The organism is Sphingobacterium sp. UBA6320 (assembly GCF_002440335.1).
In the GTDB taxonomy this organism is placed as follows: domain Bacteria; phylum Bacteroidota; class Bacteroidia; order Sphingobacteriales; family Sphingobacteriaceae; genus Sphingobacterium.
On sequence record NZ_DJTA01000005.1, the window covers coordinates 14,570 to 39,425 of the forward strand.

The following is a 24,856-nucleotide window of genomic DNA, read 5'->3' on the forward strand; positions in this document are numbered from 1 at the left end:
CTTTTTAATTGGGTATCTCGTTCTCTTCAATCCACAAACCATCAGATTTGATGATATTGATAAGCTCGTCCAATGCATGTGCAGAGCTCACGTTTTTCTTGACGACTTGTTGTCCACGATATAGTGTGATTTTGTCTGGACCAGCTCCTACATAGCCATAATCCGCATCAGCCATTTCACCTGGACCATTGACAATACATCCCATGATGCCAATCTTTAATCCTTTCAAGTGATTTGTTCGATTTCTGATCATCTGTGTTGTTTCTTGGAGGTCAAAGAGCGTTCGACCGCAGCTTGGACAAGAAATATATTCTGTTTTAGAGATTCGTGATCTTGTGGCTTGTAGTATACCAAATGATAAGGATACGATTTTGTCCAAAGGTGTCGCTGGTGACTCGATCCAAACACCTGAACCAAATCCATCTATTAACAGTGCTCCCAGATCAGTTGCCGCATATAACTGGATTTTAGAAATCGGCTCTTCTGGATTCATAATATCACCAATAGGTCCAGAAAATGCAGCTGGATCATAAGTTCTTTTAATAATCACAGGATTATCTAATCCAATTTCTTGTAGATTTTTAAAAAATTGTCTTTGTTCCGCCATTCCATGTGTGGCTGTTGTTTCTAAGACAAATACGATTGTTTTATCCAGCTGTAGGTTTTCAAATAAACTTGTCGCTAAATCCGTGTTTTTTATTTTGATCAGATTGAGTACAGGATCTTTGTCTGTAGATTGATTGAATTCTTCCAGTGTAAATAAGGGATGGATATTAGCTTTGTTTTGTATATTTCTCCAGGTCTTGTAGTTATAGAGTTGCTTTAAATTTGCCGGCATATTAAATGAGGGCAATTGATCAGCTAAATACACAAAATCAACAGATTGTTCACCCATATGATATTTGTCCAATAGCATATCATATCGATAACCTGCTTGTGACAAAACGTGGGCATCTTTCAAGTTTTGTGTAGATATATCGACAACAACGCGGGGCACTAAGGATCCTCCAATAAAAGTATTGACTTCTTTGGATATATACGGTGTAGCGATATTATTATCTGTTAATTTTAAGATTTGGGGTACCTTTTCCGTATTGATATCATGTTGTCTTTTTGTATATCTATTTACTAAGGCGATTGCCACTGGTGCTTCTTTTTCTGGCTCCTCGGTCAGAGATACGCGCACAGTGTCACCCAATCCATCTTCTAATAAAGTCCCAATTCCTACGGCTGATTTGACTCGACCATCTTCTCCGTCTCCAGCTTCGGTAACGCCTAAGTGCAGCGGATAGTTCATGTTTTCGGAAACCATTTTCTCAACTAAAAGTCGATAAGCACGAACCATTACCTGCGGATTGCTTGATTTCATGGAGATACATAAATTATAGTAATTTAAGTCTTCACAAATTCGAATAAATTCCATGGCTGATTCGACCATTCCTTCTGGCGTATCACCATAATGGCTCATGATCCGGTCAGAAAGAGAGCCATGATTGGTTCCGATACGCATAGCCGTGCCATACTCTTTGCAGATATTGACTAGTGGCTTGAATTTTTTATAGATGCGATCTAGTTCTGCTTGATACTCGCTATCAGTATAATTGAGTTGATCAAATTTTTTCTTGTCGGCATAGTTGCCTGGATTCACACGAACTTTTTCAACAATTCGTGCAGCCACTTCAGCTGCATTGGGTGTGAAATGAATGTCAGCAACTAGGGGTACCTGATATCCCCTGAGGCGCAATTCTTTTTTTATATTGGCTAGATTATTTGCTTCTTTAATAGATGGTGCGGTGATCCTTACATATTCACAACCAGCGTCAACCATTTTTATGGTTTGCTCCACAGAACCTAGGGTGTCCATGGTGTCAATGGTTGTCATGCTCTGAATACGTATCGGATTGTCCCCACCCATCGGTACATCCCCAATCTGCACTTCTCTTGTTTTCCATCTTGAATACGTGGTTTGCGAGTTGCAATAAATATCAGGCAATGTCAAAAGTTTACTTGTGTCCATATCTAATTGCAAAGTTATGTATTCTACTGCACTTATTTAAGCTCTTTTAATAACGAGTTATCGATACAGAAGTAATGCCACCATCGATGGAAATCTGGAATTTATTTTTTGCTTTATCAAAATTAGGCGTAGACAGTGTTCCTTTTTCATTGCCTTTTATAAAACTATCGTCAGCATTTACGGAAGACAAGGCCATTTCTGTCATGATCTGACAAGCCGCATCTTTCGGAATGGCAATTTGAATTGAAGATGCTCCAGCATCAATATTAATATTAGAATTGGTTTGCGGATAACCTAATTTTAGGTCCAAATTACTAGCACCAGCATCAATTGTTAGATTTCTAAGTTTGAAATTTGACAAATCACCTTGAATATCTGCAGCGCCTACATCTAAGTTTAGGTCCCAAATGATATTCTTATTGAGCTTGATCAGCGTTGTGTTGCCTTTTGAGTTTATTCCCTTCTTTGTTTTTCCACTTAAATCCAGCGTCGTATGCTCTTCTTTTGAATCGGCATTCAGCGAAAGAAAATATTTATTGGAATTATTGGTTGCTTCAAATAAATTTGAATCAGTTGTGTCTTTTAACTTGATCTGTGTAGCACCTAAATCAATATTGGCCGTTGCATGTGTGATATTGCCAATTTTTTTAGCGGATACAAAGTTTGAAGTTCCCTTAAAGTCTTCTTCATCCATATCGATATCGATGTGGTTGTTTTCCATGATACGAGATATAAAACTTTGATTGGGGGTGGTGATACCGATATAGGTAAATACCGATAAAATAACACATGTTGTTCCGATAGATATCATATAACCAATATCTTTTTTGGGAACTAGAATATTTACTCCTACCAATATAATCAGTAATGGCCAGTAGCGAAAAACCTCAAACCAATTGAAATCTATAACGTCCAACTTACTTAAAAGCAGTATGATTCCAATGAATAAAAATATAATACCTGTTGTGATTCTCTTTGCGTCCATAATATAATCGTTTATTCTTTTATTTTTAAACTACATCACAAATGTAAACTAAAAATAAATTTTTGATTTTATAAATTAGGTTATTCATGTACTAATCTCGGTAAAATATATCATTTCATCGGTAATTGAGTTAAGCTATTTATGAGGAATGAGTATTTAATAGTTATTTAGAAGTATTGGTTATCTTTGATGCGAAGCATATTTTATCATGGCACTATAAAAAACCAATTTGTATATTATGGTGTTATAATAGTATCTTAGATTTTAATGAAGAAAAAACACTGTAAAAATATATGATATTTCACCATATTGGTTCTTATTTGCTATTGCTACGCTCGGTTTTGAAGAGACCAGAGAAAGGAAAGATTTACTGGAAAGAGACCATGCATGCCATGAACGAAATAGGTCTCGGATCGCTTGGGCTTATTGTTATTATCTCCACCTTTATCGGAGCGGTTATGACGATGCAGATTGCTTTCCAATTGGTTTCTGATTTAATTCCGAATTCAATTATTGGCTCCATCAATCGAGATTCCAATATTTTAGAATTGGGACCTACTATTTCGGCATTGGTGCTCATGGGCAGTGTCGGATCTTCCATCTCCTCACAGATTGGTTCTATGCGTGTGACGGAGCAGATCGATGCTTTGGAAATCATGGGAATTAATGCTCCCGGATATTTGATATTACCTAAAATACTAGCAGGTATCACGATGGTACCGGTTTTAGTGACGATCGCTATTTTTTGTTCTATTGTTGGTGGTCTTATTGGCGGAGCGCTTTCTGGCGCGGTAACACCTTCAGATTACATTATGGGTATCCAAGAAGGGTTTAATGGTTTCACCGTTACGGTTGCATTGGTGAAAGCTTTGGTCTTTGGCTTTATTATTACCTCCATATCTGCATATAAAGGTTTTACTGTAAGTGGTGGTGCTCTGGAAGTCGGCCAAGCAAGTACGAAGGCGGTTGTTATTGGTTGTATAACCATCTTGGCAGCTGATTATTTGATAACGGCGCTGATGCTTTAATTTCTTTAAAAAATTATGATACAAATAGAGCATATTTATAAATCCTTCGGAAGTAACGAGGTACTGAAAGGTATTGATGCTACTTTTGAACCGGGTAAAGTGAGTTTAATTATTGGTGGTTCGGGATCTGGAAAAAGTACTTTGTTAAAATGTATGGTTGGTTTACACGAACCTGATAAAGGTCGTGTTCTTTTTAATGGTCAAGATTTTTCAAAATTGAGTTTTGAAGATCGTATTCCAATCCGTAAAGAAATTGGCATGTTGTTCCAAAATTCGGCACTCTTCGATTCTATGACTGTAGAGCAGAATATTATTTTCTCGTTGGATATGTTTACGGAGATGTCCAAGTCTGAAAAATTGGATCGTGCTAATTTTTGTTTGGAGAGAGTAAATCTGAAAGGACGCAACCAGCTTTATCCTTCAGAGCTATCCGGAGGAATGAAAAAGCGTGTAGGTATAGCTCGTGCAATAGCCATGAGTCCGAAATATCTTTTTTGTGATGAGCCAAATTCGGGCTTAGATCCAGAAACTTCAATCTTGATCGATGAACTGATATTAGAATTGACACAGGAATATAATGCAACCACCATTGTGGTGACACATGATATGAATTCGGTTATGGGAATTGGTGAATACATTCTTTACCTCTATAAGGGACAAAAGTTTTGGGAAGGTTCAAATCAGGATATGATGCGGTCTGATGTAAAGGAGTTAAATGATTTTGTATTTGCAAGTCCATTGATGAAGCGCGCAAAAGAAACGATGTAATCTGTTGATCTTTGCTTATTTGTTTTTAGATTTACGTATCTTTGCGCCAAATTATTGATTTTGACTACAACAGATATACAATTATTGACACCACAACATTGGAAAGATTACGAGTTAATCGATTGTGGTGATTTCGAAAAATTAGAGCGTTTTGGCGATTTAGTCTTAATTCGTCCTGAACCACAGGCTGTATGGCCAAAAACATGGTCAGAGGCGGAGTGGAACAAACGTCATGACATTAAATTTAAAGGTCGTTCTGCTACTTCTGGTGAGTGGATGAAAAAAAATCCTAAAGCACAAGATCGCTGGCATATACAATATAAAAATAATGATGTTGCTATTAAGTTCCGTCTGGGATTGACCTCGTTTAAACATGTCGGTATTTTTCCTGAGCAAGCTGTCAATTGGGATTATATCTCCCAGTCTGTACGTGCCTTTGAAACAGATAAACCGAAGGTTTTAAATTTATTTGCCTATACTGGCGGTGCCTCATTAATCGCGCGTGCTGCTGGTGCTGATACTACGCACGTAGACTCGATCAAACAAGTGGTTACTTGGGCTAATGAAAATCAAGAATTATCAGAAATTGACAATATTCGCTGGGTAGTAGAGGATGCTTTGAAGTTTGTAAAACGTGAGGTAAAGCGTGGAAATAAATACAATGGTATCATATTGGATCCGCCAGCTTATGGACATGGTCCGAAGGGAGAGAAGTGGAAATTGGAGGATCATATCATGGAAATGATGAACGATGTTGTACAATTATTAGATCCTAAAGAACATTTCTTGATCTTGAATACGTATTCACTGGGTTTTTCATCAGTGATCGTAGAAAATCTAATTCGTACTGCATTTCCTAAAGTGGAAAATCTAGAAGTTGGAGAACTTTATTTACAAGCTACAGCAGGGCCTAAATTGCCTTTGGGTGTCTTTGGTAAATTTAGAAAAGTAGCTCAATAGAGATATAAATTACAAAAACAACAAAGGAGTAACATGTTTAGTTACTCCTTTGTTGTTTTTGGACATTAGATTCACGTAGATCTGATCCCTTAAAATTTGATCCCGGCAAGTTCCCTTTCGGCATTGTTGAGCTGCTCGGGTATGCGCTCTATAACATGATTTGAAAAGCCTTTTAAATCATTTTTTAATTTATCATAATAAGCTATTCCTTCTAAAAGCTGATTTTTAAATTTTTCTAAATATTTTATTTTCTTATCATTGACGGTATCGGCATTCATTTCTACGTATTTTTTTATATGTGCCACATAGAGTTGTAGTTCGTTAATAAATAGAAATGGACGGTTATCATTTTTGATCAAATCATCTTTTCCATAGATATGGTTGATCATCTGGTCGAGTGAGCATTTACTTTTAAACCACACCGTATTTGGACCTGGACAAATAGATACAGCGCTTTGTTCTTTAGGTTTTAAAATATCGTATTTTAAATAGGCAGGTGCTGCAAGTCCGTCGCAGAGACATGTTTTTTCAGTAATTCGTGCAAATTCTTTGTCATAGTCTTTTTGTTCTAATGATTTTGCCTCTAATTCTTGAATTTTTTTGTGTTGATATGCGCGAGATGCCGTACAAAGGGGTTCAGCACCAAAATCTGTGTTGGATACGAGGTATTTCTTGATACATGGACTTCCGGGTCTTCCCTGTTGTATTCTTTTTAAACGTAGACGCTCTGCAGAGCTTTTTCTAAAATTATTGAAAGGTACTCCGAGTGGTGAAGCTTCACTGATATAAAAGTCCTGTTCTTCTGAAGTGGTCAGTGCCATTAATGTTTCTTCGTCGACAGTGGTAGCTTCGGGTACGAGTAAAAATGGAGACCCCCAACCTACGGCATCAAATTCATAATATTGGAGTAAAAATTGATGTTCGCTAGCCGTTCCCACTCCGCCTTGTACCGTGTACTTAATGGGTGGAGCTTGTTGAAAATTTTTGTCTTTTTGAATCCAATATTGTTGATAAATATGAAACAGCTCTTGCTGTAATTCTTGTTTTTTATTTTTGAATTCAGATAAAATAGGGCCTAATAAAAAACCATCTGTAGCAAATGCATGTCCACCACAGTTTAAACCCGACTCTACACGGAACTCGGAAACCCAAACTCCTTTTTTTGCTAAATACTTTGCTTGTATTAATGCAGATCTATAATCACTGACCTTTAATGTTATCTTCTTTTTAAACGTGCCATCATCTTGTTGCCAAAAAGCAGGCAATTCGGCGACATATGCGTATAGCTTGGGGTTCATACCTGCAGAAAGAATAACGGAAGATTGTAACTGCGAATTTGCATATCCTCTTAATGCTGCTAGTGCATCTGAAAAGATGTCGTCCTGTGCATTTCCGTTTTTATCATAATTGATCTTATCCACTTTAGACATGATATTGACATCAATATCTCCGGCTTGGATCCATGTTCTGAGGTTTTGTTTTTTCTTTGCCTTTTCTACAATATCGGTTTCGGATAGCATGTCATGGTAGATCTTTTTTGCAGGATGAGATTCCGGTATGAGTTGAAAATAGCGATCAATTTCAGAGCCTTTTTCAAAAAATTCGGTACGCATATGCTCAATCTGTTCTTGGACTAATTGAGCAACCAGGTTGAGATAACTTGAAATTCGGTGCGACCTAAAATCGGCCTCTGTTTTTTTTATGGGAACATATTCTTTCTTATTTATCTGAGAATAATATGCCCGAATACGTTCAATTAATTCATCATCTACGATGGATATAACAGATGATATCCCAAATCGAGCGACTTTTAACGGGGAATCTATTGAGAATGCTAATCCCAAAACGGGAATATGGAATGAGTGCGTCATATCAGTTTTATTTCAATACGAAATACCGAATAAAAAGGATATGAAAAAGTAATGTTTGCCTGATTAAAAAATGATATAAATCACTTTTTAGTGAATGTGAAAATGTTTTCTGCTTTTATATGGCTACCTCGATGTATGTTAGCAGCCATGTCAGTCTGGTGGTCGGTACTTTTTAGATTATAGCAAATGATTGGAAATGCTAGAAAGAAAAAACAAGCGGGGTATCTTAACCCGCTTGTTGTGTTTGTTGTTCTTCTTTAGCAATTCGAGCTAGCTCTTCTTCAAGATCGAGTTCAACGCGAAGATTATTAACAATATGTTTTTGTCTATCGGGAGTATTTTTCCCCATATAATACTCTAATAGTTGCTTTATTTTATTATCCTTGGATAAGAATACTGGATCCAAGCGCATATCTTTTCCGATGAATAGACCAAATTCGGAAGGGGAGATCTCACCAAGACCTTTAAAACGTGTGATCTCTGGTTTGTTTCCTAATTTAGCGATTGCACGTTGTCTTTCTTCATCCGAATAGCAATAGATCGTTTCCTTTTTATTACGCACACGGAATAGTGGTGTCTGTAAAATAGAGACGTGACCTGCTTTAACAAGATCTGGGAAAAATTGCAAAAAGAAGGTTAACAATAATAGTCGTATGTGCATACCATCAACATCGGCATCTGTCGCAAATACAATATTATTATAACGTAAACCGTCCAAGCCATCTTCAATATTTAGGGCATGTTGCAACAAGTTGAATTCTTCGTTTTCGTAGACGATCTTTTTGGACATCCCATAAGAGTTTAATGGTTTTCCCTTTAAACTAAAAACAGCTTGTGTCTGTACATCTCTAGATTTGGTAATAGAACCTGATGCAGAATCCCCCTCTGTAATGAATAATGTCGTTTCTTGATTTCTTTCGTTTTTATCGGAGAAGTGAACTTTACAATCGCGGAGTTTACGGTTATGTAAGGATGCTTTCTTAGCACGCTCATTGGCCAGTTTTTTAATTCCTGCGATATCTTTACGTTCTCTTTCGGATTGAAGGATACGTTTTAACAAGGCATCAGCTGTCTCCGCATTTTTATGCAGATAATCGTCTAATGCTTTTTTAAGAAAATCATTGATGAATGTTCGCACAGTAGGGCCATCTGGTCCAATACTTTGAGAACCAAGTTTTGTTTTTGTTTGCGATTCAAAGACAGGTTCTTGTACTTTTATGGCAATTGCTCCGATGATAGAAGATCGAACATCTGAAGCATCAAATTCTTTTTTGTAAAACTCACGTATTGTTTTTACCAAGGCTTCGCGGAAAGCTGCTTGATGTGTTCCTCCTTGCGTAGTGTGCTGGCCATTGACAAAGGAGTAATACTCTTCACCATATTGCTGACCGTGTGTTATTGCGATTTCGATATCTTCTCCTCTCAAGTGAATGATCGGGTAGCGCATGGACTCTGTATCGATATTCCGTTCTAAAAGATCTTTTAGACCATTTTCAGAGATGAACTTTTGTCCATTGAAATTAATGGTTAAACCTGAATTTAAGAAAACATAATTCCAGATCATGTTTTCGACAAATTCTAAGCGGTATTTATAATTTCTGAATATGGTTTCATCGGGGTAAAATATCACAGCGGTACCGTTACGTTGCGTGGTTTCTTTTTCCTCGTCAGACAATAACTCTCCTTTGCTAAATTGTGCGATACGTGTTACTTTTTCGCGGTATGATTGTACGGTAAATTGTCCAGACAGCGCATTAACCGCTTTTGTACCGACACCATTAAGCCCTACGGATTTTTGAAAAGCTTTACTATCGTATTTACCTCCTGTATTAATTTTTGACACGACATCTACGACTGATCCGATTGGGATACCACGGCCATAATCCCGGACGGCAACTTTATTGTCATTGACCGTAATATCGATCGTTTTACCAGCGCCCATTACAAACTCATCAATAGAGTTGTCGACTACTTCTTTTAATAAGACATAAATACCGTCGTCGTAGGCAGAACCATCTCCTAATTTCCCAATATACATACCGGGACGCAAGCGAATATGTTCTTTCCAATCGAGGGAACGTATACTATCTTCGTTATAAGTACTCATGTTTTTTAATTATTCTTCGGTGTTTAGCAAAAATAGTAAAATAAAGATTAAATATGTGTAGTCAATTTCTTAATTCAATTATTTAGAAGGGCAGAAATCTACAAGCTATCTTTGGTTTGGATAGTGAGCTGTAAATTCTATAAATATTTACTTTAGATTGCTGATTATTTATTTAAATTTAGGAAACGTTATAGCAATAAATTATGGGATTGTTTGATAAAATAAGAAATGAGTTTATCGATATCATCGAATGGGTTGATGATAGTCATGATACGATTGTGTGGAAATTCCCTCGTTATCAGAATGAAATAAAAATGAATTCACAGCTTACTGTACGTGAGGGACAGGTTGCGGTGTTTATGAACGAAGGGGTGATCGCCGATGTTTTTACTGCTGGGAGACATGTGTTGACTACGCAGAATATGCCTGTGATGACCACCTTGCAAGGATGGAAATATGGATTTAATAGTCCTTTTAAAGCGGATGTGTTTTTTATCAGTTTAAGACAATTTACCAATCAAAAATGGGGAACTAAAAATCCGATTATGCTACGGGATGCTGAATTTGGTCCTGTACGATTACGGGCTTTTGGATCGTATGCTTTTCAGGTTAATGATCCTGCTGTGTTTTTAAAGCAAATTGCTGCAACCAATCCAACATTTACCGTTGAAAATATTAATGAGCAACTTCGCAATATCGCGGTCACTCGCGGGATGGATGCTATTGCTGAGTCTAAAATAGCCGTTTTGGATCTGGCATCTCATTATGATGAAGTATCCAACTTTATCCAAGAGAAAATACGCCCTGAATTTGAAGAGATCGGGTTGAATCTGAATAAATTTCTGATTGAAAATATTTCATTGCCTGAAGAAGTTGAAAAAGTATTGGATAAAAGAAGTAGTATGGGTATTGTTGGAAATTTGGGCGCTTACGCTCAATTTCAAGCTGCAAATGCTATGGAAAAAGCGGCTGAAAACCCCAATGGTGGAGGTCTTATGGGGGCTGGACTGGGGGTAGGACTCGGAGCGGGGATGGCTGGCCAGATGACCGGTGTGTTCCAGCAAAATAAGTTTGACGGTAACCAACCTACGGGTGCCTCTCCATCGGCAAGCCCACCAGTAATACCACAAGCTGTCCAATACTACCTCGCGATCAATGGTGTGCAAGAGGGGCCATTTACGATTGAGCAGTTGAAAGATGAGATACATACTGGTAAACTTACTTCTTCTACTCTGACTTGGAAAGCAGGGATGGAAAATTGGATGGAAGCGCGTGAAATAGAAGAATTGACAAGCTTGTTTCATGCTGGTCCTCCACCAATTCCGGGGGCATAGATTCTGTTTATGAGTTTTGAGGATAAAACAACGGAAATCAGTCAGGATTTGAAGTGTCAGGGCTGCGGAGCGATTTTAGCCTATCAGCCTGGTACGTCATATTTAAAATGTGCATACTGCGGTACTGAAAATCAGATTGTGGAACATGCGGGTATTGGAGCTGCCATACAGACGATCGATTATGATGAATTTACAACTGCAATGCGGGATATTCACGATGCCCGGTTTACGATCACGGCTGAGGTCGTGCACTGTCAAAATTGTGGAGCAAACTCAACTTTGGATCCACATGTTACAGCAGATTTATGCGCTTTTTGCGCCTCTCCTCTGGTTATTGATCATCAAGAAAGACGAATTGTCAAACCTCATGGTTTAATTCCGTTTGTTATTGACGAAAAGAAAGCATTTCCGCTTTTCAAAAAATGGGCTGGGGGATTATGGTTTGCTCCAAATGATTTTAAACGTATATTTAATGCGCAGAATAATAGGTTAAAGGGAGTTTATATTCCTTTTTGGTGCTATGACGCTAAAGCAACCTCTTCTTATCAAGGTCAAAGAGGGGAGTATTACTACGTCACGCGGACGCGTCGTACTGCAGATGGTAAGTCAGAAACCTACGAGGAACAGCAGACACGCTGGTATTATGCGTCTGGCCAAGTGTTGAATCGCTTTAAAGATGTTTTGATTAGTGCATCAACATCGTTACCCAATGATTTTGCTTCGAAAATAGGTCCTTGGAACATGGCCTATTTAAAACCGTTTAATGATCAGTATTTGAGTGGATTTATTGCTGAAACTTTTAGTATCGATCATATTGCCGGGATTCAAGCAGCGAAAAGGGTAATGGAAGATATCATTAGCGATACTGTGCGATCTGACATTGGTGGCGATACGCAAAGCATAGATCATATTGATTCGGATTATGAGGACATCAGGTTGAAGTATATTTTACTTCCCGTATGGTTGTCTGCTTATCGGTATAAAAGTAAGAGTTATCAGATTATGGTGAATGCATTTAACGGTAAGGTATATGGACAGCGACCTTATAGTTTTTGGAAAATAACCTTGTTTATATTGCTGATCATTGTCATTATCCTTTTATTAAGTAATATGGGGTAAATTTGAGGCACTGATAAAAATAAAAAATTGTCTTATTGATTTCAATAAGACCATTTTTTATTGACTCTTTTTAATTGTACTATTTATTTAATGAGAGTAAGAAACCAATTGTAAAGTTGGCATCCCAATCAAAAACAAAGGTATCGCAGTTGGTTGCATCTTTTATTGCTTTATAGATGTTAACACCACTTTTGATTTTGACTTTGTCAGTATTGTATGTTTCGGGATTGTTTAATACCGTAAAACGTTCTTCTCCTGTACGTGTTTGTTGTGCTAATTCAAAAGGAACTCCACCGATGATAAAACAGATTTCTCTATTGGCTGATGGAATTTTTGCTGTCAATGATTTTACTTCATTATAAACATCTTCATCTTTGAGGTTCTTTTCATAATATTTAGCACCTGGAGCCTCCAGTGAATTTGTCTGTCCTGCAACCCAAGAAATTTTGGTGTTACCCGAGCCAATATCAACAACAAAAGAATTATCTTGATAAGAAGGAGGCAATACGCATTTAAGGGCCAATTTACCCTCTTGTTCTGCTGTGACTAAATTGACAACAAATCCCATTTTCTTAAGCTCAGAAACAATGATAGCTGTTTTAGGTTCTTTTTGAGCTCCGGAACTGATCACAAAGTGTATGTTTTTTGATTTTACGCCCTTATCAAACATGGTTCCGATATAATCTTTAAGACCTTTGCGAATATCTTCGGTATTGGCCATACCTTCATATACGAATGATTTGCCAAAATCTTTGGAAATAATCTCCCAATGATTTTCTTTATCTATATTCACAACAAAAGAATTGAAGCCCGAAGCACCTACTTCTATTACTCCTTTGTATTCACCGTTTACCGGTTTTTCGGGTTGGTAATTAAAAGTTCTTTTATCATCATTTGATTTATGGGCAGGATTTGAAGAGGTACTGTTTATTGTGGTATCTGCAGTGGATGTTGCTGTACCATCAAATTTACCCGAATTAAATGCCCAGTAGCCAAGTGCAATAAGTGGAATGGCAATAATTATTGCTTTAATTGGCCAGCGTAATCTAGCCCAAGTTGATTTTTCTTCCATAATTTTTATAATATAATTTGTATAACGATTAATCTAATAATGTAAATCCTTTGTCTATTTTTTCTTCGGGTTTGAGTTCGTAACTTGAATCGGCCATTTGACTGACATTCAACACTTTCAAATTGCGCTCATCAACTTTTCGGATAAACTCTTCCAGTTCTACCTGTGTAGGTGCTCCGCCCACCGTAATATTATTGTTTTGATCTAAAAAGTCTAGATTAGATCTGATCGAAGCAATATTTTGGCTGATAGCACCTGTTGCCGCATTCATTGCTTCTTGGAAAGCCCAGCCATCTTTGATATTAAATACGTCGGCAAGCCCTTCTGTCGCATTTTTCATTTTTTGGGTAGCTTCGAGTTTTTTTGAAATAATAGATATACTACTGTCCAGTGTGCTTACATAAATACGGGCGGCACTTTCATTATCTTTCAATACTTCCAAAACTTTAGCAAATTGGTTGGCATACTGTACATAGCTTCGTGCATTTTGTTCTTCCGATTCTCCTTCTTTACCTAAGAGAAATGCTTTTGTGCGCGTCTCTTTTGCATTTCGCAGGTAAGCGTTTGCTTTTTCGGTATTGTTGTTTTGAGTTTCTTTTTTAGCGCTTTCATCTAAATTTGCGGCTTCTGCGGTAAAGCGCTTTGCATAGATATACTTTTCTTCTGCGGTTTTTTGTGCTGTTTCACCACTTTGAATCATATCGATACGGACGCCATCTACATTACTAATTTTTTCTTTAACCCTTTTTAGGGTGTCCTTTGCATCTTTTGATAAAAGCTGTAACGTCTCTATGGGATTATTGCGGATGATCGCTTTTTCACCTTTAAATAATAAGACAGTACCCAATCGATGTAGTAACGCAATGATTTTTGGAGCTAATAATAATAGTGTTAATAATAGGATGCTGAAAATGACAAATAAAATGCTTTTTGCAGCATATTCCAACATGATCGGAAGAAACTTGAAAAAAGCGAAAGCACCTCCGAGTACTAATGCCCAAAAAAATATACTGGAGATTGTCTTCTTGGCTTGAGGAGTTTGCATCTGCGCGGGCAAATGATCACCCAATACTTGAAAAATAGGTAACTGAGATTTTATTTCAGCGGGTATATTGATATAGTGTTCTTTCTTTTCCATTGATTTGTAACTTATGAGATTGATCTCTCTATAATTGCTAAGGTTGTTTGAATATCGTTAACTACTTCATTGACAGCTGCATTTCCAATCGAAATTTTTTGTTCGATCTCTTTTAATTTGGGCTCATATTTCGTGTTAATTTGAGCAAGGGCAACTTGTTTTTTCTGTAAGTCGTCTTGAAGCTTAGAAATGCTGTCGGTTAATGTTTTGATTTCATTGTTTAGTGTTGTCTTTTCAAATTCACGGTCTTGTTCTGCTTTTTGTATTTCCGCTTCCTTTTGTTGTGTTTCTTTGGCTATGGTTTCTTTCAGTTTGTTAGCATAATTAGTGCCAGTTGTTTTTAACTTTTCTTTGGTCAGGCTACTATCCACATATTTCAGTGAAGTATAGGCTGCTTTTAACGTATTTTCATCTACTTTTCCCATTGCTGCAGCTGCATTCCACACTTCAAAAAAATCTAATCCTTGTTCGTTGAGTCTTTCTAATATGCCAAGAACTTTCAGTTTCATTTGTTTGATATCAGTAGATCCATCATTGGCTGTTATCGGAATAGCGGGGGGCAGTTGACTGTTTGAAAGTGGATTTCCTGCGACGGCAGCTGTGTATTCCTTCGTGATCTTTGGAGGAATAGGTTCTTCTTTTATATGGGGCGATGGGGATCGTTCTTCAGATGGAGTCTCTTGGTGGTCTGTAAAAATTAGCTTTTTAAGACTATTCAATATACTTGAGCTTTTATTGTTTTCTTGATCAGTCATAATCTGTGTTAGTTTAGTTTAGTTAAGTAAAAATAACAAAAAATGGCAATCTTGGTTCATGTCATTTGATTTTTAAAATGATATATGATGTAGCGCGATTTTCTAACCGAATTTTAGGGAATGATTGGTGGTGTTGAAATCATTCTATTGGTATTTTGAATATCAGATCATGTGTTTGTACAATATTATAGGACATAAAAAAACTCGAAAATTTAATTTTCGAGTTCTTTGTGTTTAATACGAGATGTGATACTCAGGTACTATCTTCCGAAATCATCTTGTACACGAACGATATCGTCTTCATTCGAAGGGTTTTCGATATCGGTGTGTTGCCAAATTTCAGCTAATATGCCATAACCATCTAATCCAATTAACCTGTGGCGTTGTCCTTGACGTAATTTGATAATACTACCTGCTGTCAATGTTTGAACAACAGATTCATCATCGGTATCTGATACCATAACACCAACAGTTCCGTGAATTACTTTCCAAATTTCGGCACGACGGTGGTGATACTGCCATGATAATCTTTTTTCGGGTGCTACCACGAGAATTTTTGGACTTAATTTTCCAGAAATTTTTAGATCTTTTACATCTAATCCGTCGAAATATTCGTCGGCAAATTTTTGGGCTTGATCTTCGTTGATGACAAAGAAACCGCCCCAAGGTCTGGTTTGATCAGATTTATCAATTTCAAATCCTTTTTCTTTTAACGCTTTATCTAATTCCTCAAATAGCGTTGATTTATCCGTTATCATAAATATGTATCTTAGTAAGTCTATTATATGTTTATTTGAGTGATAAATATAAATAAAATCTTTTAAATAAAAATAGCATAAACGTTTTAGCTATTTTTAACGATCATACTACTGGGGCTGATATATTGATGCTGTTGAGTCATGGTGAACACTTTATCGTCAGATCGATACGTATAAATAAACCTAAAGCGTAGTAGGTTTTCATTTTTTGACTCGGACTCGCTAGTGGCTCATGATCCGATCACAGGTAGATCTAGCTTACGCTGGTCTATCGCTTGAAGAGATGGATCAGTGCTTGTTAAATCTCTAAAAAAACATGGTCTGGCGTATGATAAACCTAGTTTTTCGGATTATTAGCTTATCAATAAGTATAGCTAAAGTCAGTAGGTTATTCGAATTTCCTTCATCTGTAGCGCACACAATATTCTTACCATATACAGCATAAATCCGTGTTAAGTCCGTGGTGACTGCGTGTTAAGTCCGTGTTTTTAGTATTTTGACGATGATAGTACCATTTATAGACCCTGCTTACCTATATCAGATATATTGAAATGGCATCCTATTATGATCGGGACGTAGTGCCATAGATGACGGACAAGAGGCGCTATTACTTGATCTTAGAGCAGATCGTATCCAGTATAATCTTGACCAAGATTTCGGTAATAACCATCATTGGGTGTTTTGATATCAATATCAATAATTTGAAAAGTGGTATGGTTTAAAATATACAACAGGTTGTATAGCGGTGTATGATGTGCTCATGTTTTTTACGATACCTTACTTCATCAGACTTAGATCGTATCATTATTTCCTCTCAGAATATTTGATTAGTTTTGTAATTCCACATTAAAATTATCAGTATGTCAGAAATAAAAATAGATCGTGAAAATACGGCTTTTATGCAAGCTGTTGCTTTTGTTAATCAAACAAATCAACATATTTTTCTTACTGGAAAGGCTGGAACCGGAAAAACGACATTTCTGAAATATATACGTGACCATAGTTATAAAAAAATGGCGATCACTGCTCCGACCGGAGTGGCGGCTATGAATGCGGGAGGGACTACTCTTCATTCGCTTTTTTGGTTGCCTTTTGGGACTTTTATTGAAGATCATGAATTGAAATGGGACGAACAAGATGGCCACATCTATAACAAAAGCCGTTTATTTAGTACGATTAAATTAACGAAACAGCGTCGTACTATCCTTCAGGAGCTGGAACTGTTGGTGATCGATGAGGTGTCGATGGTTCGTGCTGATACATTAGATGCTATCAATGTTATCCTGCAATCAGTACGTCGTGATATGCGTCCATTTGGTGGTTTGCAATTGCTTTTTATTGGCGATTTATATCAATTGCCTCCTGTCGTGCGTGACCATGAGTGGCAGGTGCTACGCAATCATTATACTTCGGTATTCTTTTTTAATGCTAAAGTGCTTCGTGATAATCCTCCGATTTTATTGGAGTTAGATAAGATCTATAGACAGCAGGATGAAGGTTTTATTTCCATCTTAAATGCCATTCGAAATAATAACTGTGATACGGAGATGTTGAAGGAACTGAATACGTATTATAAACCTGATTTTGAACCGAAGGAAGGAGATCAATTTATTACGCTTACTTCCCACAATCGGAATGCTGACGATATCAATGGTAAAGCACTGGCTAATCTATCGGGAAAAATGCTCAATTTAAAGGCTGTTGTCAAGGATGATTTTGCACAGGGATCTTATCCTGCCGAAGAAATTCTGTCTTTAAAAATTGGTGCTCAGGTGATGTTCATACGGAATGATACGGGAGAGGATCGAAAATACTATAATGGCAAGATCGGTACGGTGAAGGATATTAATCTGCAAGCGGGCACAGTGGTTGTCAAATTTCCGGACGGGAGTGAGGATGTGACAGCGAAACGAGAGACTTGGGAAAACATCAAATACAACTACGATAAGGGACAGGATCAGATCAAGGAAGAGGTATTAGGTACATTTTCGCAATTTCCGCTGCGGTTAGCGTGGGCGATCACGATCCATAAGAGCCAAGGTTTGACATTTGATAAGGCGATCATAGATGCTGGAACTTCTTTTGCGGCAGGACAGGTGTATGTTGCACTGAGTAGATTGACGAGTTTAAAAGGATTAGTATTGAAATCCATTATTCCGGCATATGCAATCAGAACGGATAGCCAGGTCGTCGAATTTGCTTTGCGTTCTTCATTTCAAACGGATATTAAAGAAATTTTGGAGCAATGCCAAAGAACTTATCTGGCACAAAATTTAATCCAGTGTTTCCGTTGGGACTATTTGACTACTTCCTGTCAAGAACAGGTGGTTGCATTGGCCGACCGCAATATTGACAATAAAGTGGAAGCCGAGGCTTTTTGGTCTACGATGCAATCAAATTTGCTTACGCAAGAGAAGGTGGCGCATAAATTCATTACTCAATTGTACGAGCTATTGAAAAAAACCGACCAACATGTCGATTATGCTTTGATATGTGAACGTACTACATCTGCCGTCAACTGGTTTTTACCTAAGATGGATCAAGATCTGGTCGCCGCATTAGATCAGCACATAAAAGATTGGCAGATTAAGAAGCGAACAAAAAAATATATCGATGAAACCAAAGAGCTGCTTTTGGATTTTAAGCGTAAGCGCGAGCAGCTTCAACAATGTTTGACTATCGCTGATGCTTTATCTAAGAAAGATGATTTTCAACAAGCTTTGGAGCAGGTGCAGGAACAGTCTAAGACAAAAGAAAAAGAAGACCTTGTGGTGCAAAATGAGGAGGGAGAAAGTGCTAAAAAGCTTGATACTAAACAAGTAACTCTCGAGCTTTATAAGGACGGTGCTACTATCGAAGAAATTGCGGTGAAAAGGGGGATGGTAGCAGGGACTATTTATGGGCACTTAATTCATTTTGTTGGTACAGAAGTCGAGGCTACAGAATTGATCGAACAGGATAAATTGGATCTCATTATTAATACCATAAAGGCACATCCTGGTAAATCTTCTTCAGAATTGAAGATGATGTTAGGGGCTAGTATCGATTATCCTCATATTAAAATCGGACAAAAAGTTTTAGAAAATCCAGTTCATGATTAAGATGTTTCAAAATATGTGTATGTTTGTAAAAGTTAGCTATAAATAGCCATGGGAAAGTCTAATAAAAACCCAAATAAGTGGATGGTTTTTATCTCGTTGCCACTGCAAATGGGAGTCACCATTTATTTGATGTATATGTTAGGCACATGGCTAGATGAGAAATACCATTTTTCTAATGGTCTTGCCATGAAAATATGCACATTTATCGGTATTTTCGCCTCACTTTATCATTTTATACGAGAAGCTAATCGATTGAACAGGGATGAATAATTACATTAAATTTATTGCAATACTTCTAATTTTTACTGTTATCCTTTTTGGGGCACACTATTATGCGTTACCATCTTTTGGGATTACTGATTTTAAAAGTTTAACGGGTTTTGAACTGTATAGCTTATATGCATTTGAATCTGTTGCATCATTAGTGCTAGTAATTGTTATCCTGATCTCCGATGCTGTAATGCCCAAAAATATTGGTTTTATTTTTTTGGGATTGATCACGTTAAAGGCTGCATTAAGTTATGTGTTTTTTAGAGGTGGTTTAAATCATTCGTCGGGTGATATCTTCGAATATAATTTTTTAATCGTGTTTTTTCTTTACTTGTTTTTTGATGTATTAGTCGCATTTAAGGTCATTAATAAAGAAGTGGAATCAGTCAATAAGTAATTTTAATAAAAAGTTCAAATTAATCGCAAAAAATGACAAATAATATTGTATTTTTGCGCAAAAATAAAAAAACAGAACATGGGGAGCGTTAAGAAAGCATTTCTTTTTTTTGCAGTGATTTTATTTACTGTTAATCCGTTTTTTGCTAAAGCTAATGAAGTAAGCGAAGAGCCTAAATCTCAAGACGAAGAGATTAAATCCTACATCGAGCATCACTTGCAAGATGATCATTATTTTTCTTTATTTACAGATAAAGAAGCGGGTAAAACTTTTGGATTCCCATTGCCTGTAATATTAATTGATGGTGGAATTAAAGTTTTTATGTCTTCGGCATTCGATTTCGGAAAACAAGTAGTCGAAAAAGATGGTCAATTTTATACATTATACCATGGTAAAATTTATAAAACGGATGCTGCGGGTACACTTAATTATGATGAACATCATCACCCTACCAATAAAAAACCTTTAGACTTTTCTATCACGAAAAATGTTTTTGGTTTACTGTTAACGACTGTAATATTATTTTGGGGCTTTTTAGGCCTAGCAAAAACATACAAAAAAGGTGCTAATAACTTACCAAAAGGTTTTGGACGTGTGTTGGAGCCCATGGTACTTTATGTACGTGATGAGATGGCGATTCCAAATATCGGACATCGTTATAAAGAATTTATGCCTTACTTATTGTCGGTTTTCTTTATGATCTTGGTTTTAAATCTTTTGGGTTTAACACCGCTAGGATTCAATGTGACTGGTAATATCACGGTTACTTTCTGTTTAGCAATCTTTACATTTTTATTTATCAATCTGAAAGCAAATAAGGATTATTGGAAACATATTTTCTGGATGCCAGGTGTACCAGTTCCTTTCAAAATTGCTTTAGCACCCATTGAGTTTTTAGGTTTATTTACTAAACCATTCTCTTTAATGGTTCGTTTATTTGCCAATATTACGGCTGGTCACACAGTTGTAATGGGTTTAATTGCCGTTGTTTATTTGCTACAGGAGCAACTATCGGTAGGTGGAAGTATCGGTGTGTCAATGTTATTGACGACCTTCCTTATGGTAGTTGAAATATTAGTCGCATTTTTACAAGCGTTTATCTTCACGATGTTGTCATCTCTATTTATTGGAATGGCTGTCGAAGAACATAACGAGGCACATCACTAAGAAATTTTTTGTTTAATTATATTTAAATCATTTATTATGTACAATTTAATTGGAGCAGGTTTAATCGTTATCGGAGCAGGATTAGGTCTAGGTAAAATCGGTGGTTCAGCAATGGAAGCAATCGCTCGCCAACCAGAAGCAGCTAGTAAAATCCAAACTGCGATGATCATTATCGGAGCCTTATTAGAAGGTTTAGCTTTCGGTGCGTTATTATTAGGTAAATAATCACCCAATGAATTTAAAAGTATTATTTATGACGGTTGGTCATAAATAATACTTTCAATTAGACGAAATACAAAAAATATTATCATACATCAATGGAAAAATTAATAGAACAGTTTTCATTTGGTTTGTTTTTCTGGCAAGTCATCATCTTATTAATCATTATCTTTTTATTAGGTAAATTTGCTTGGAAACCGATCATGGCTGCTTTGGCAGAACGTGAACAAGGTATTTCTGATGCTTTGGAATCTGCTGAAAAAGCTAAGTTGGAGATGGCACGTTTGACAAATGAAAATGAATCCTTATTGAAGGAAGCACGTGTAGAACGTGATCTTATCTTGAAAGAAGCTAAAGAAATGAAAGATAAGATTGTTGCTGAAGCAAAAAATGTAGCGCAAACAGAAGGTGCTAAAATGATTGCTCAAGCGTCAATCGAAATCAATGAGCAAAAGAATAAAGCAATGGCAGAAGTAAAAAATCAAGTTTCTACTTTAGCATTGGATATTGCTCGTAAAGTATTAAGCAAAGAATTTGAAGACCAAAATAAGCAAGAAGCGTTGATCGCAGATTTGCTTAAAGACGTGAAAGTAAACTAATCGGTCATTCAAATTTTATCATTAAAGAAGTATGTCAGTATTTAAAGTAGCATCAAGATATGCGAAATCATTAATTGATTTGGCAAAAGAACAAGGTAGTTTGGACGCTATCAAAACGGATATGGATCAATTCATCGAAGTTTTGAAAGCTAATCCTGAGCTACGTGCAGTATTGTCTAATCCAATTATTAAATTGGACAAGAAAGTAAATATCTTAGAGGCATTATTTAAAGATAAAATCAATCCTGCTATTTTATCATTCTTCAATATCATGATCCAAAAGGGTCGTGCTGAAGTGATCGAAGCTGCTGCTCATGAGTTTGTTCGTGAGTACAATGAAGTAAAAGGAATTGTAAACGCTACAGTAATATCTGCAGCACCACTTTCTGATACTAATTTATCAGAATTAAAAGCAACAATTGCCAATCAAATTAATGCACAGGTATTGATTACAAATAAAGTTGATCAATCGTTGATCGGTGGCTTTGTGATTACTATTGGTGATAAACAATATGATGCAAGTATTGCAGGTAAATTAAATAGATTAGAAAGATATTTTGAAGGTCAACGCGTATAGTGTTGATTTTAACATTTAACAAAATCAAGAACCCCTTATAATAATAACAATGATAGAGGTAAGACCAGATGAGGTTTCGGCAGTTTTAAGAGAACAATTGTCGGGCTTTAAATCAGAAGCCGAACTAGAGGAAGTTGGTACCGTACTTAGTATTGGTGACGGTATTGCTCGTATTTACGGCTTAACTAAAGTTCAGTCCGGTGAATTGGTTGAATTTGATAACGGATTACAAGGTATCGTATTAAACTTAGAAGAAGATAACGTTGGTGTTGTTCTTTTAGGTCCTTCAGACATCGTCAAAGAAGGTGATACTATCAAACGTACTAATCGTATCGCATCTATTAAAGTAGGTGAAGGTATGTGCGGTCGTGTTGTAAATACATTAGGTCAGCCAATTGATGGTAAAGGACCTATTACAGGTGAGACATACGAAATGCCAATCGAGCGTAAAGCTCCAGGTGTATTGTTCCGTCAACCAGTAACTGAGCCATTACAAACAGGTATCAAAGCTATTGATGCGATGATTCCGGTAGGTCGTGGACAACGTGAGTTGGTAATCGGTGACCGTCAGACAGGTAAAACTGCTGTATGTATCGATACAATCTTAAATCAAAAAGAATTTTATGATGCTGGTCAACCGGTATTCTGTATCTATGTTGCTATCGGTCAAAAGAACTCTACAGTTGCGAATATCGTTCGTACTTTAGAAGAGCGTGGTGCAATGGCTTATACCGTTGTTGTTGCTGCTTCAGCTGCTGATCCAGCTCCATTACAGTTCTACGCGCCAATGGCGGGTGCTGCTATCGGTGAATTCTTCCGTGATACAGGTCGTCCGGCTTTGATCGTATATGATGATTTATCAAAACAAGCGGTAGCTTACCGTGAGGTTTCATTATTATTGAAAAGACCTCCGGGACGTGAAGCATATCCAGGTGATGTTTTCTACTTACATAGCCGTCTATTAGAAAGAGCTGCGAAAATCAATGCTTCTGATGAGATTGCTAGAAATATGAATGATCTTCCTGAGTCTATCAAACACTTGGTAAAAGGTGGTGGTTCATTGACTGCTCTTCCTATTATTGAGACTCAAGCGGGTGACGTTTCTGCGTATATCCCTACAAACGTAATCTCGATTACTGATGGTCAGATTTTCTTGGAGTCGAACTTGTTTAACGCAGGTATCCGTCCAGCGATCAACGTCGGTATTTCTGTATCTCGTGTAGGTGGTAACGCTCAGATCAAGCCAATGAAAAAGGTTGCTGGTACATTAAAATTGGATCAAGCACAATACCGTGAGTTAGAAGCTTTCGCAAAATTTGGTTCTGATCTAGATGCAGCAACTAAAGGAGTTTTAGATAAAGGTATCCGTAACGTTGAGATTTTAAAACAAGCGCAATACTCTCCGGTTTCTGTTGAAAAACAAGTAGCCATTATTTATGCAGGTACTAAAGGTTTATTCCGTTCTGTTCCAGTAAATAAAGTGAGAGAGTTTGAAGAAGAATATTTAACGTTGTTAGAGCAACGTCATCCAGAGGTTTTAAATGCTTTTAAAGCAGGTAAATTCTCAGATGAATTAACTTCAGTATTAGAAACAGTAGCTAAAGACTTAGCATCAAAATATTAATTAGATATGAGTATAGAGTATTGAGTATAGCGAGTTATACTCAATACACAGTACTCAATACTCAAATCTCAAATTAAATATGGCAAATTTAAAAGAAGTAAGAATCCGTATCGCATCGGTAACATCGACACAGCAGATTACTAAGGCGATGAAAATGGTATCTGCAGCGAAATTAAAACGTGCTACTAATGCAATCGTTCAATTGCGTCCGTATGCGAATAAACTTCGTGAAATTTTGGCAGATGTATCTGCAAGTGTAGAAGGAAGTAACTCTCCTTATACGGTAGATCGTGAACCAAATAAAGTGTTGATTATTGTTGTTTCTTCTAATAGAGGTCTGGCTGGTGCTTTTAATGCGAATGCAATCAAAACTGCTAATAAGTTAGTTGCCGAAAAGTATGCTGATCAATTACGTAAAGGTGATGTAAGTATGATCACCATTGGTAAAAAGGGATACGATTTCTATGCTAAAAAGCCTGCTTATAATATTATTGCCAATCATAGTGATTTATTCGGTGCTTTGAATTTTGAAAATACTTCAAAAATCACTGAATTTGTAATGGAACAATTCAAAGAAGGTAACTTTGACCGTGTAGAGGTGGTGTATAACCAATTCAGAAATGCTGCGGTACAAATTTTGACTTCTGAGCAAATTTTACCATTACTTCCTACGGAAGATACTGTTTCGACTAAGGAAAAAACTGCTGAGGTTGATTATATTATCGAACCTTCGAAAGAGAAGATCATTGAGGAATTAATTCCTAAAGCTATTAAAATTCAATTGTACAAAGCTATTTTGGATTCACATGCTTCTGAGCATGGTGCTCGTATGACAGCTATGGATAAAGCAACTGATAATGCTGGAGATTTGTTAAAAGCATTGAAGCTTTCATACAACCAAGCGCGTCAGGCTGCTATTACTACAGAGTTAACAGAGATTGTTTCTGGTGCAGCGGCATTATCAAATGGATAATTAAGAGTAATATCAAT

22 protein-coding genes are annotated in these 24,856 nt (G+C 36.8%); 14 read left to right on the plus strand and 8 right to left on the minus strand.

Annotated features, from left to right (window positions below; all coding sequences use genetic code 11):
- Window positions 1-4: 4 nt before the first annotated feature.
- Entirely contained in the window at window positions 5-2,017 is a 2,013-nt protein-coding gene (ispG, locus tag B3P23_RS01535; RefSeq protein ID WP_293923966.1) for a (E)-4-hydroxy-3-methylbut-2-enyl-diphosphate synthase, read from the minus strand.
- 46 nt (window positions 2,018-2,063) lie between these two features.
- Window positions 2,064-3,002: a LiaI-LiaF-like domain-containing protein gene (locus tag B3P23_RS01540; protein WP_045753256.1), complete on the minus strand. Its 939-nt coding sequence runs from the start codon at window positions 3,000-3,002 to the stop codon at window positions 2,064-2,066.
- A 293-nt stretch (window positions 3,003-3,295) separates the two neighbouring features.
- Here B3P23_RS01540 and B3P23_RS01545 point away from each other — a divergent pair, with 293 nt between their 5' ends.
- From B3P23_RS01545 to B3P23_RS01555, 3 genes are read left to right on the plus strand one after another with little or no spacing between them, the layout of a single operon-like run.
- A complete protein-coding gene (locus B3P23_RS01545; RefSeq protein ID WP_045753257.1) occupies window positions 3,296-4,030 on the plus strand; it encodes an MlaE family ABC transporter permease in 735 nt (244 codons plus the stop codon).
- 15 nt (window positions 4,031-4,045) lie between these two features.
- Window positions 4,046-4,798, plus strand: a complete 753-nt coding sequence (locus B3P23_RS01550) for an ABC transporter ATP-binding protein (protein WP_045753258.1) — start codon at window positions 4,046-4,048, stop codon at window positions 4,796-4,798.
- 54 nt (window positions 4,799-4,852) lie between these two features.
- The gene (locus B3P23_RS01555; RefSeq protein WP_045753259.1) at window positions 4,853-5,758 is read left to right on the plus strand and encodes a class I SAM-dependent methyltransferase; all 906 of its coding nucleotides are present in this window, start codon (window positions 4,853-4,855) and stop codon (window positions 5,756-5,758) included.
- Between the two features lie 89 nt (window positions 5,759-5,847).
- Here B3P23_RS01555 and B3P23_RS01560 read toward each other — a convergent pair whose 3' ends face one another.
- Entirely contained in the window at window positions 5,848-7,629 is a 1,782-nt protein-coding gene (locus tag B3P23_RS01560) for a hypothetical protein (RefSeq protein ID WP_293923969.1), read from the minus strand.
- Window positions 7,630-7,855: 226 nt separating this feature from the next.
- On the minus strand, window positions 7,856-9,736 hold the full coding sequence (locus B3P23_RS01565) for a DNA topoisomerase IV subunit B (protein WP_293923972.1): 1,881 nt from the start codon (window positions 9,734-9,736) through the stop codon (window positions 7,856-7,858).
- 203 nt (window positions 9,737-9,939) lie between these two features.
- On the opposite strand from B3P23_RS01565, the gene B3P23_RS01570 reads away from it, so the two are divergent.
- Window positions 9,940-11,070, plus strand: coding sequence for an SPFH domain-containing protein (locus B3P23_RS01570; RefSeq protein WP_293923974.1), 1,131 nt, complete (start codon window positions 9,940-9,942; stop codon window positions 11,068-11,070).
- A 9-nt stretch (window positions 11,071-11,079) separates the two neighbouring features.
- Window positions 11,080-12,189, plus strand: a complete 1,110-nt coding sequence (locus B3P23_RS01575; protein ID WP_248755699.1) for a zinc finger domain-containing protein — start codon at window positions 11,080-11,082, stop codon at window positions 12,187-12,189.
- A 79-nt stretch (window positions 12,190-12,268) separates the two neighbouring features.
- On the opposite strand, the gene B3P23_RS01580 is transcribed toward B3P23_RS01575, so the two are convergent.
- From B3P23_RS01580 to B3P23_RS01595, 4 genes are all read right to left on the minus strand, one after another.
- Window positions 12,269-13,261: a hypothetical protein gene (locus B3P23_RS01580; protein WP_293923978.1), complete on the minus strand. Its 993-nt coding sequence runs from the start codon at window positions 13,259-13,261 to the stop codon at window positions 12,269-12,271.
- A gap of 28 nt (window positions 13,262-13,289) precedes the next feature.
- A complete protein-coding gene (locus B3P23_RS01585; protein WP_248755700.1) occupies window positions 13,290-14,399 on the minus strand; it encodes a hypothetical protein in 1,110 nt (369 codons plus the stop codon).
- An 11-nt stretch (window positions 14,400-14,410) separates the two neighbouring features.
- Window positions 14,411-15,154: a hypothetical protein gene (locus B3P23_RS01590; RefSeq protein WP_293923981.1), complete on the minus strand. Its 744-nt coding sequence runs from the start codon at window positions 15,152-15,154 to the stop codon at window positions 14,411-14,413.
- Between the two features lie 260 nt (window positions 15,155-15,414).
- Window positions 15,415-15,912 carry a phosphoheptose isomerase gene (locus tag B3P23_RS01595; protein ID WP_045753267.1) on the minus strand — a complete coding sequence of 166 codons (498 nt, stop codon included), beginning with the start codon at window positions 15,910-15,912 and terminating at the stop codon, window positions 15,415-15,417.
- Window positions 15,913-16,772: 860 nt separating this feature from the next.
- Between B3P23_RS01595 and B3P23_RS01600 the strand changes: the two genes are divergently transcribed.
- From B3P23_RS01600 to atpG, 9 genes are all read left to right on the plus strand, one after another.
- A complete protein-coding gene (locus B3P23_RS01600) occupies window positions 16,773-19,013 on the plus strand; it encodes a helix-turn-helix domain-containing protein (protein WP_045753268.1) in 2,241 nt (746 codons plus the stop codon).
- A 48-nt stretch (window positions 19,014-19,061) separates the two neighbouring features.
- Window positions 19,062-19,283 carry an AtpZ/AtpI family protein gene (locus B3P23_RS01605; protein WP_021188663.1) on the plus strand — a complete coding sequence of 74 codons (222 nt, stop codon included), beginning with the start codon at window positions 19,062-19,064 and terminating at the stop codon, window positions 19,281-19,283.
- Window positions 19,276-19,680 (plus strand): hypothetical protein, encoded by a 405-nt coding sequence (locus B3P23_RS01610; protein WP_045753269.1) that lies wholly within the window; start codon window positions 19,276-19,278, stop codon window positions 19,678-19,680. Before B3P23_RS01605 ends, B3P23_RS01610 begins: the two co-directional genes overlap by 8 nt.
- Window positions 19,681-19,758: 78 nt before the next feature.
- Complete coding sequence (gene atpB, locus B3P23_RS01615) at window positions 19,759-20,847, plus strand: F0F1 ATP synthase subunit A (RefSeq protein ID WP_248755702.1); 1,089 nt, start codon at window positions 19,759-19,761, stop codon at window positions 20,845-20,847.
- Window positions 20,848-20,883: 36 nt separating this feature from the next.
- On the plus strand, window positions 20,884-21,072 hold the full coding sequence (gene atpE / locus B3P23_RS01620; protein WP_021188666.1) for an ATP synthase F0 subunit C: 189 nt from the start codon (window positions 20,884-20,886) through the stop codon (window positions 21,070-21,072).
- Window positions 21,073-21,164: 92 nt separating this feature from the next.
- Complete coding sequence (locus B3P23_RS01625) at window positions 21,165-21,665, plus strand: F0F1 ATP synthase subunit B (RefSeq protein ID WP_045753271.1); 501 nt, start codon at window positions 21,165-21,167, stop codon at window positions 21,663-21,665.
- Window positions 21,666-21,696: 31 nt separating this feature from the next.
- Window positions 21,697-22,242: a F0F1 ATP synthase subunit delta gene (locus tag B3P23_RS01630; RefSeq protein WP_045753272.1), complete on the plus strand. Its 546-nt coding sequence runs from the start codon at window positions 21,697-21,699 to the stop codon at window positions 22,240-22,242.
- Window positions 22,243-22,291: 49 nt separating this feature from the next.
- Window positions 22,292-23,866: a F0F1 ATP synthase subunit alpha gene (gene atpA, locus B3P23_RS01635; protein ID WP_021188669.1), complete on the plus strand. Its 1,575-nt coding sequence runs from the start codon at window positions 22,292-22,294 to the stop codon at window positions 23,864-23,866.
- Window positions 23,867-23,945: 79 nt separating this feature from the next.
- Window positions 23,946-24,839 carry an ATP synthase F1 subunit gamma gene (atpG, locus tag B3P23_RS01640; protein ID WP_045753273.1) on the plus strand — a complete coding sequence of 298 codons (894 nt, stop codon included), beginning with the start codon at window positions 23,946-23,948 and terminating at the stop codon, window positions 24,837-24,839.
- The last annotated feature ends 17 nt before the right edge of the window (window positions 24,840-24,856 follow it).

Coding starts and splice junctions, on each gene's coding strand:
- ispG (WP_293923966.1), bottom strand. CDS start 2,017: ATGGACACAAGTAAACTTTTGACATTGCCTGATATTTATTGCAACTCG.
- B3P23_RS01540 (WP_045753256.1), bottom strand. CDS start 3,002: ATGGACGCAAAGAGAATCACAACAGGTATTATATTTTTATTCATTGGA.
- B3P23_RS01545 (WP_045753257.1), top strand. CDS start 3,296: ATGATATTTCACCATATTGGTTCTTATTTGCTATTGCTACGCTCGGTT.
- B3P23_RS01550 (WP_045753258.1), top strand. CDS start 4,046: ATGATACAAATAGAGCATATTTATAAATCCTTCGGAAGTAACGAGGTA.
- B3P23_RS01560 (WP_293923969.1), bottom strand. CDS start 7,629: ATGACGCACTCATTCCATATTCCCGTTTTGGGATTAGCATTCTCAATA.
- B3P23_RS01565 (WP_293923972.1), bottom strand. CDS start 9,736: ATGAGTACTTATAACGAAGATAGTATACGTTCCCTCGATTGGAAAGAA.
- B3P23_RS01570 (WP_293923974.1), top strand. CDS start 9,940: ATGGGATTGTTTGATAAAATAAGAAATGAGTTTATCGATATCATCGAA.
- B3P23_RS01575 (WP_248755699.1), top strand. CDS start 11,080: ATGAGTTTTGAGGATAAAACAACGGAAATCAGTCAGGATTTGAAGTGT.
- B3P23_RS01580 (WP_293923978.1), bottom strand. CDS start 13,261: ATGGAAGAAAAATCAACTTGGGCTAGATTACGCTGGCCAATTAAAGCA.
- B3P23_RS01585 (WP_248755700.1), bottom strand. CDS start 14,399: ATGGAAAAGAAAGAACACTATATCAATATACCCGCTGAAATAAAATCT.
- B3P23_RS01590 (WP_293923981.1), bottom strand. CDS start 15,154: ATGACTGATCAAGAAAACAATAAAAGCTCAAGTATATTGAATAGTCTT.
- B3P23_RS01595 (WP_045753267.1), bottom strand. CDS start 15,912: ATGATAACGGATAAATCAACGCTATTTGAGGAATTAGATAAAGCGTTA.
- B3P23_RS01600 (WP_045753268.1), top strand. CDS start 16,773: ATGTCAGAAATAAAAATAGATCGTGAAAATACGGCTTTTATGCAAGCT.
- B3P23_RS01605 (WP_021188663.1), top strand. CDS start 19,062: ATGGGAAAGTCTAATAAAAACCCAAATAAGTGGATGGTTTTTATCTCG.
- B3P23_RS01610 (WP_045753269.1), top strand. CDS start 19,276: ATGAATAATTACATTAAATTTATTGCAATACTTCTAATTTTTACTGTT.
- atpB (WP_248755702.1), top strand. CDS start 19,759: ATGGGGAGCGTTAAGAAAGCATTTCTTTTTTTTGCAGTGATTTTATTT.
- atpE (WP_021188666.1), top strand. CDS start 20,884: ATGTACAATTTAATTGGAGCAGGTTTAATCGTTATCGGAGCAGGATTA.
- B3P23_RS01625 (WP_045753271.1), top strand. CDS start 21,165: ATGGAAAAATTAATAGAACAGTTTTCATTTGGTTTGTTTTTCTGGCAA.
- B3P23_RS01630 (WP_045753272.1), top strand. CDS start 21,697: ATGTCAGTATTTAAAGTAGCATCAAGATATGCGAAATCATTAATTGAT.
- atpA (WP_021188669.1), top strand. CDS start 22,292: ATGATAGAGGTAAGACCAGATGAGGTTTCGGCAGTTTTAAGAGAACAA.
- atpG (WP_045753273.1), top strand. CDS start 23,946: ATGGCAAATTTAAAAGAAGTAAGAATCCGTATCGCATCGGTAACATCG.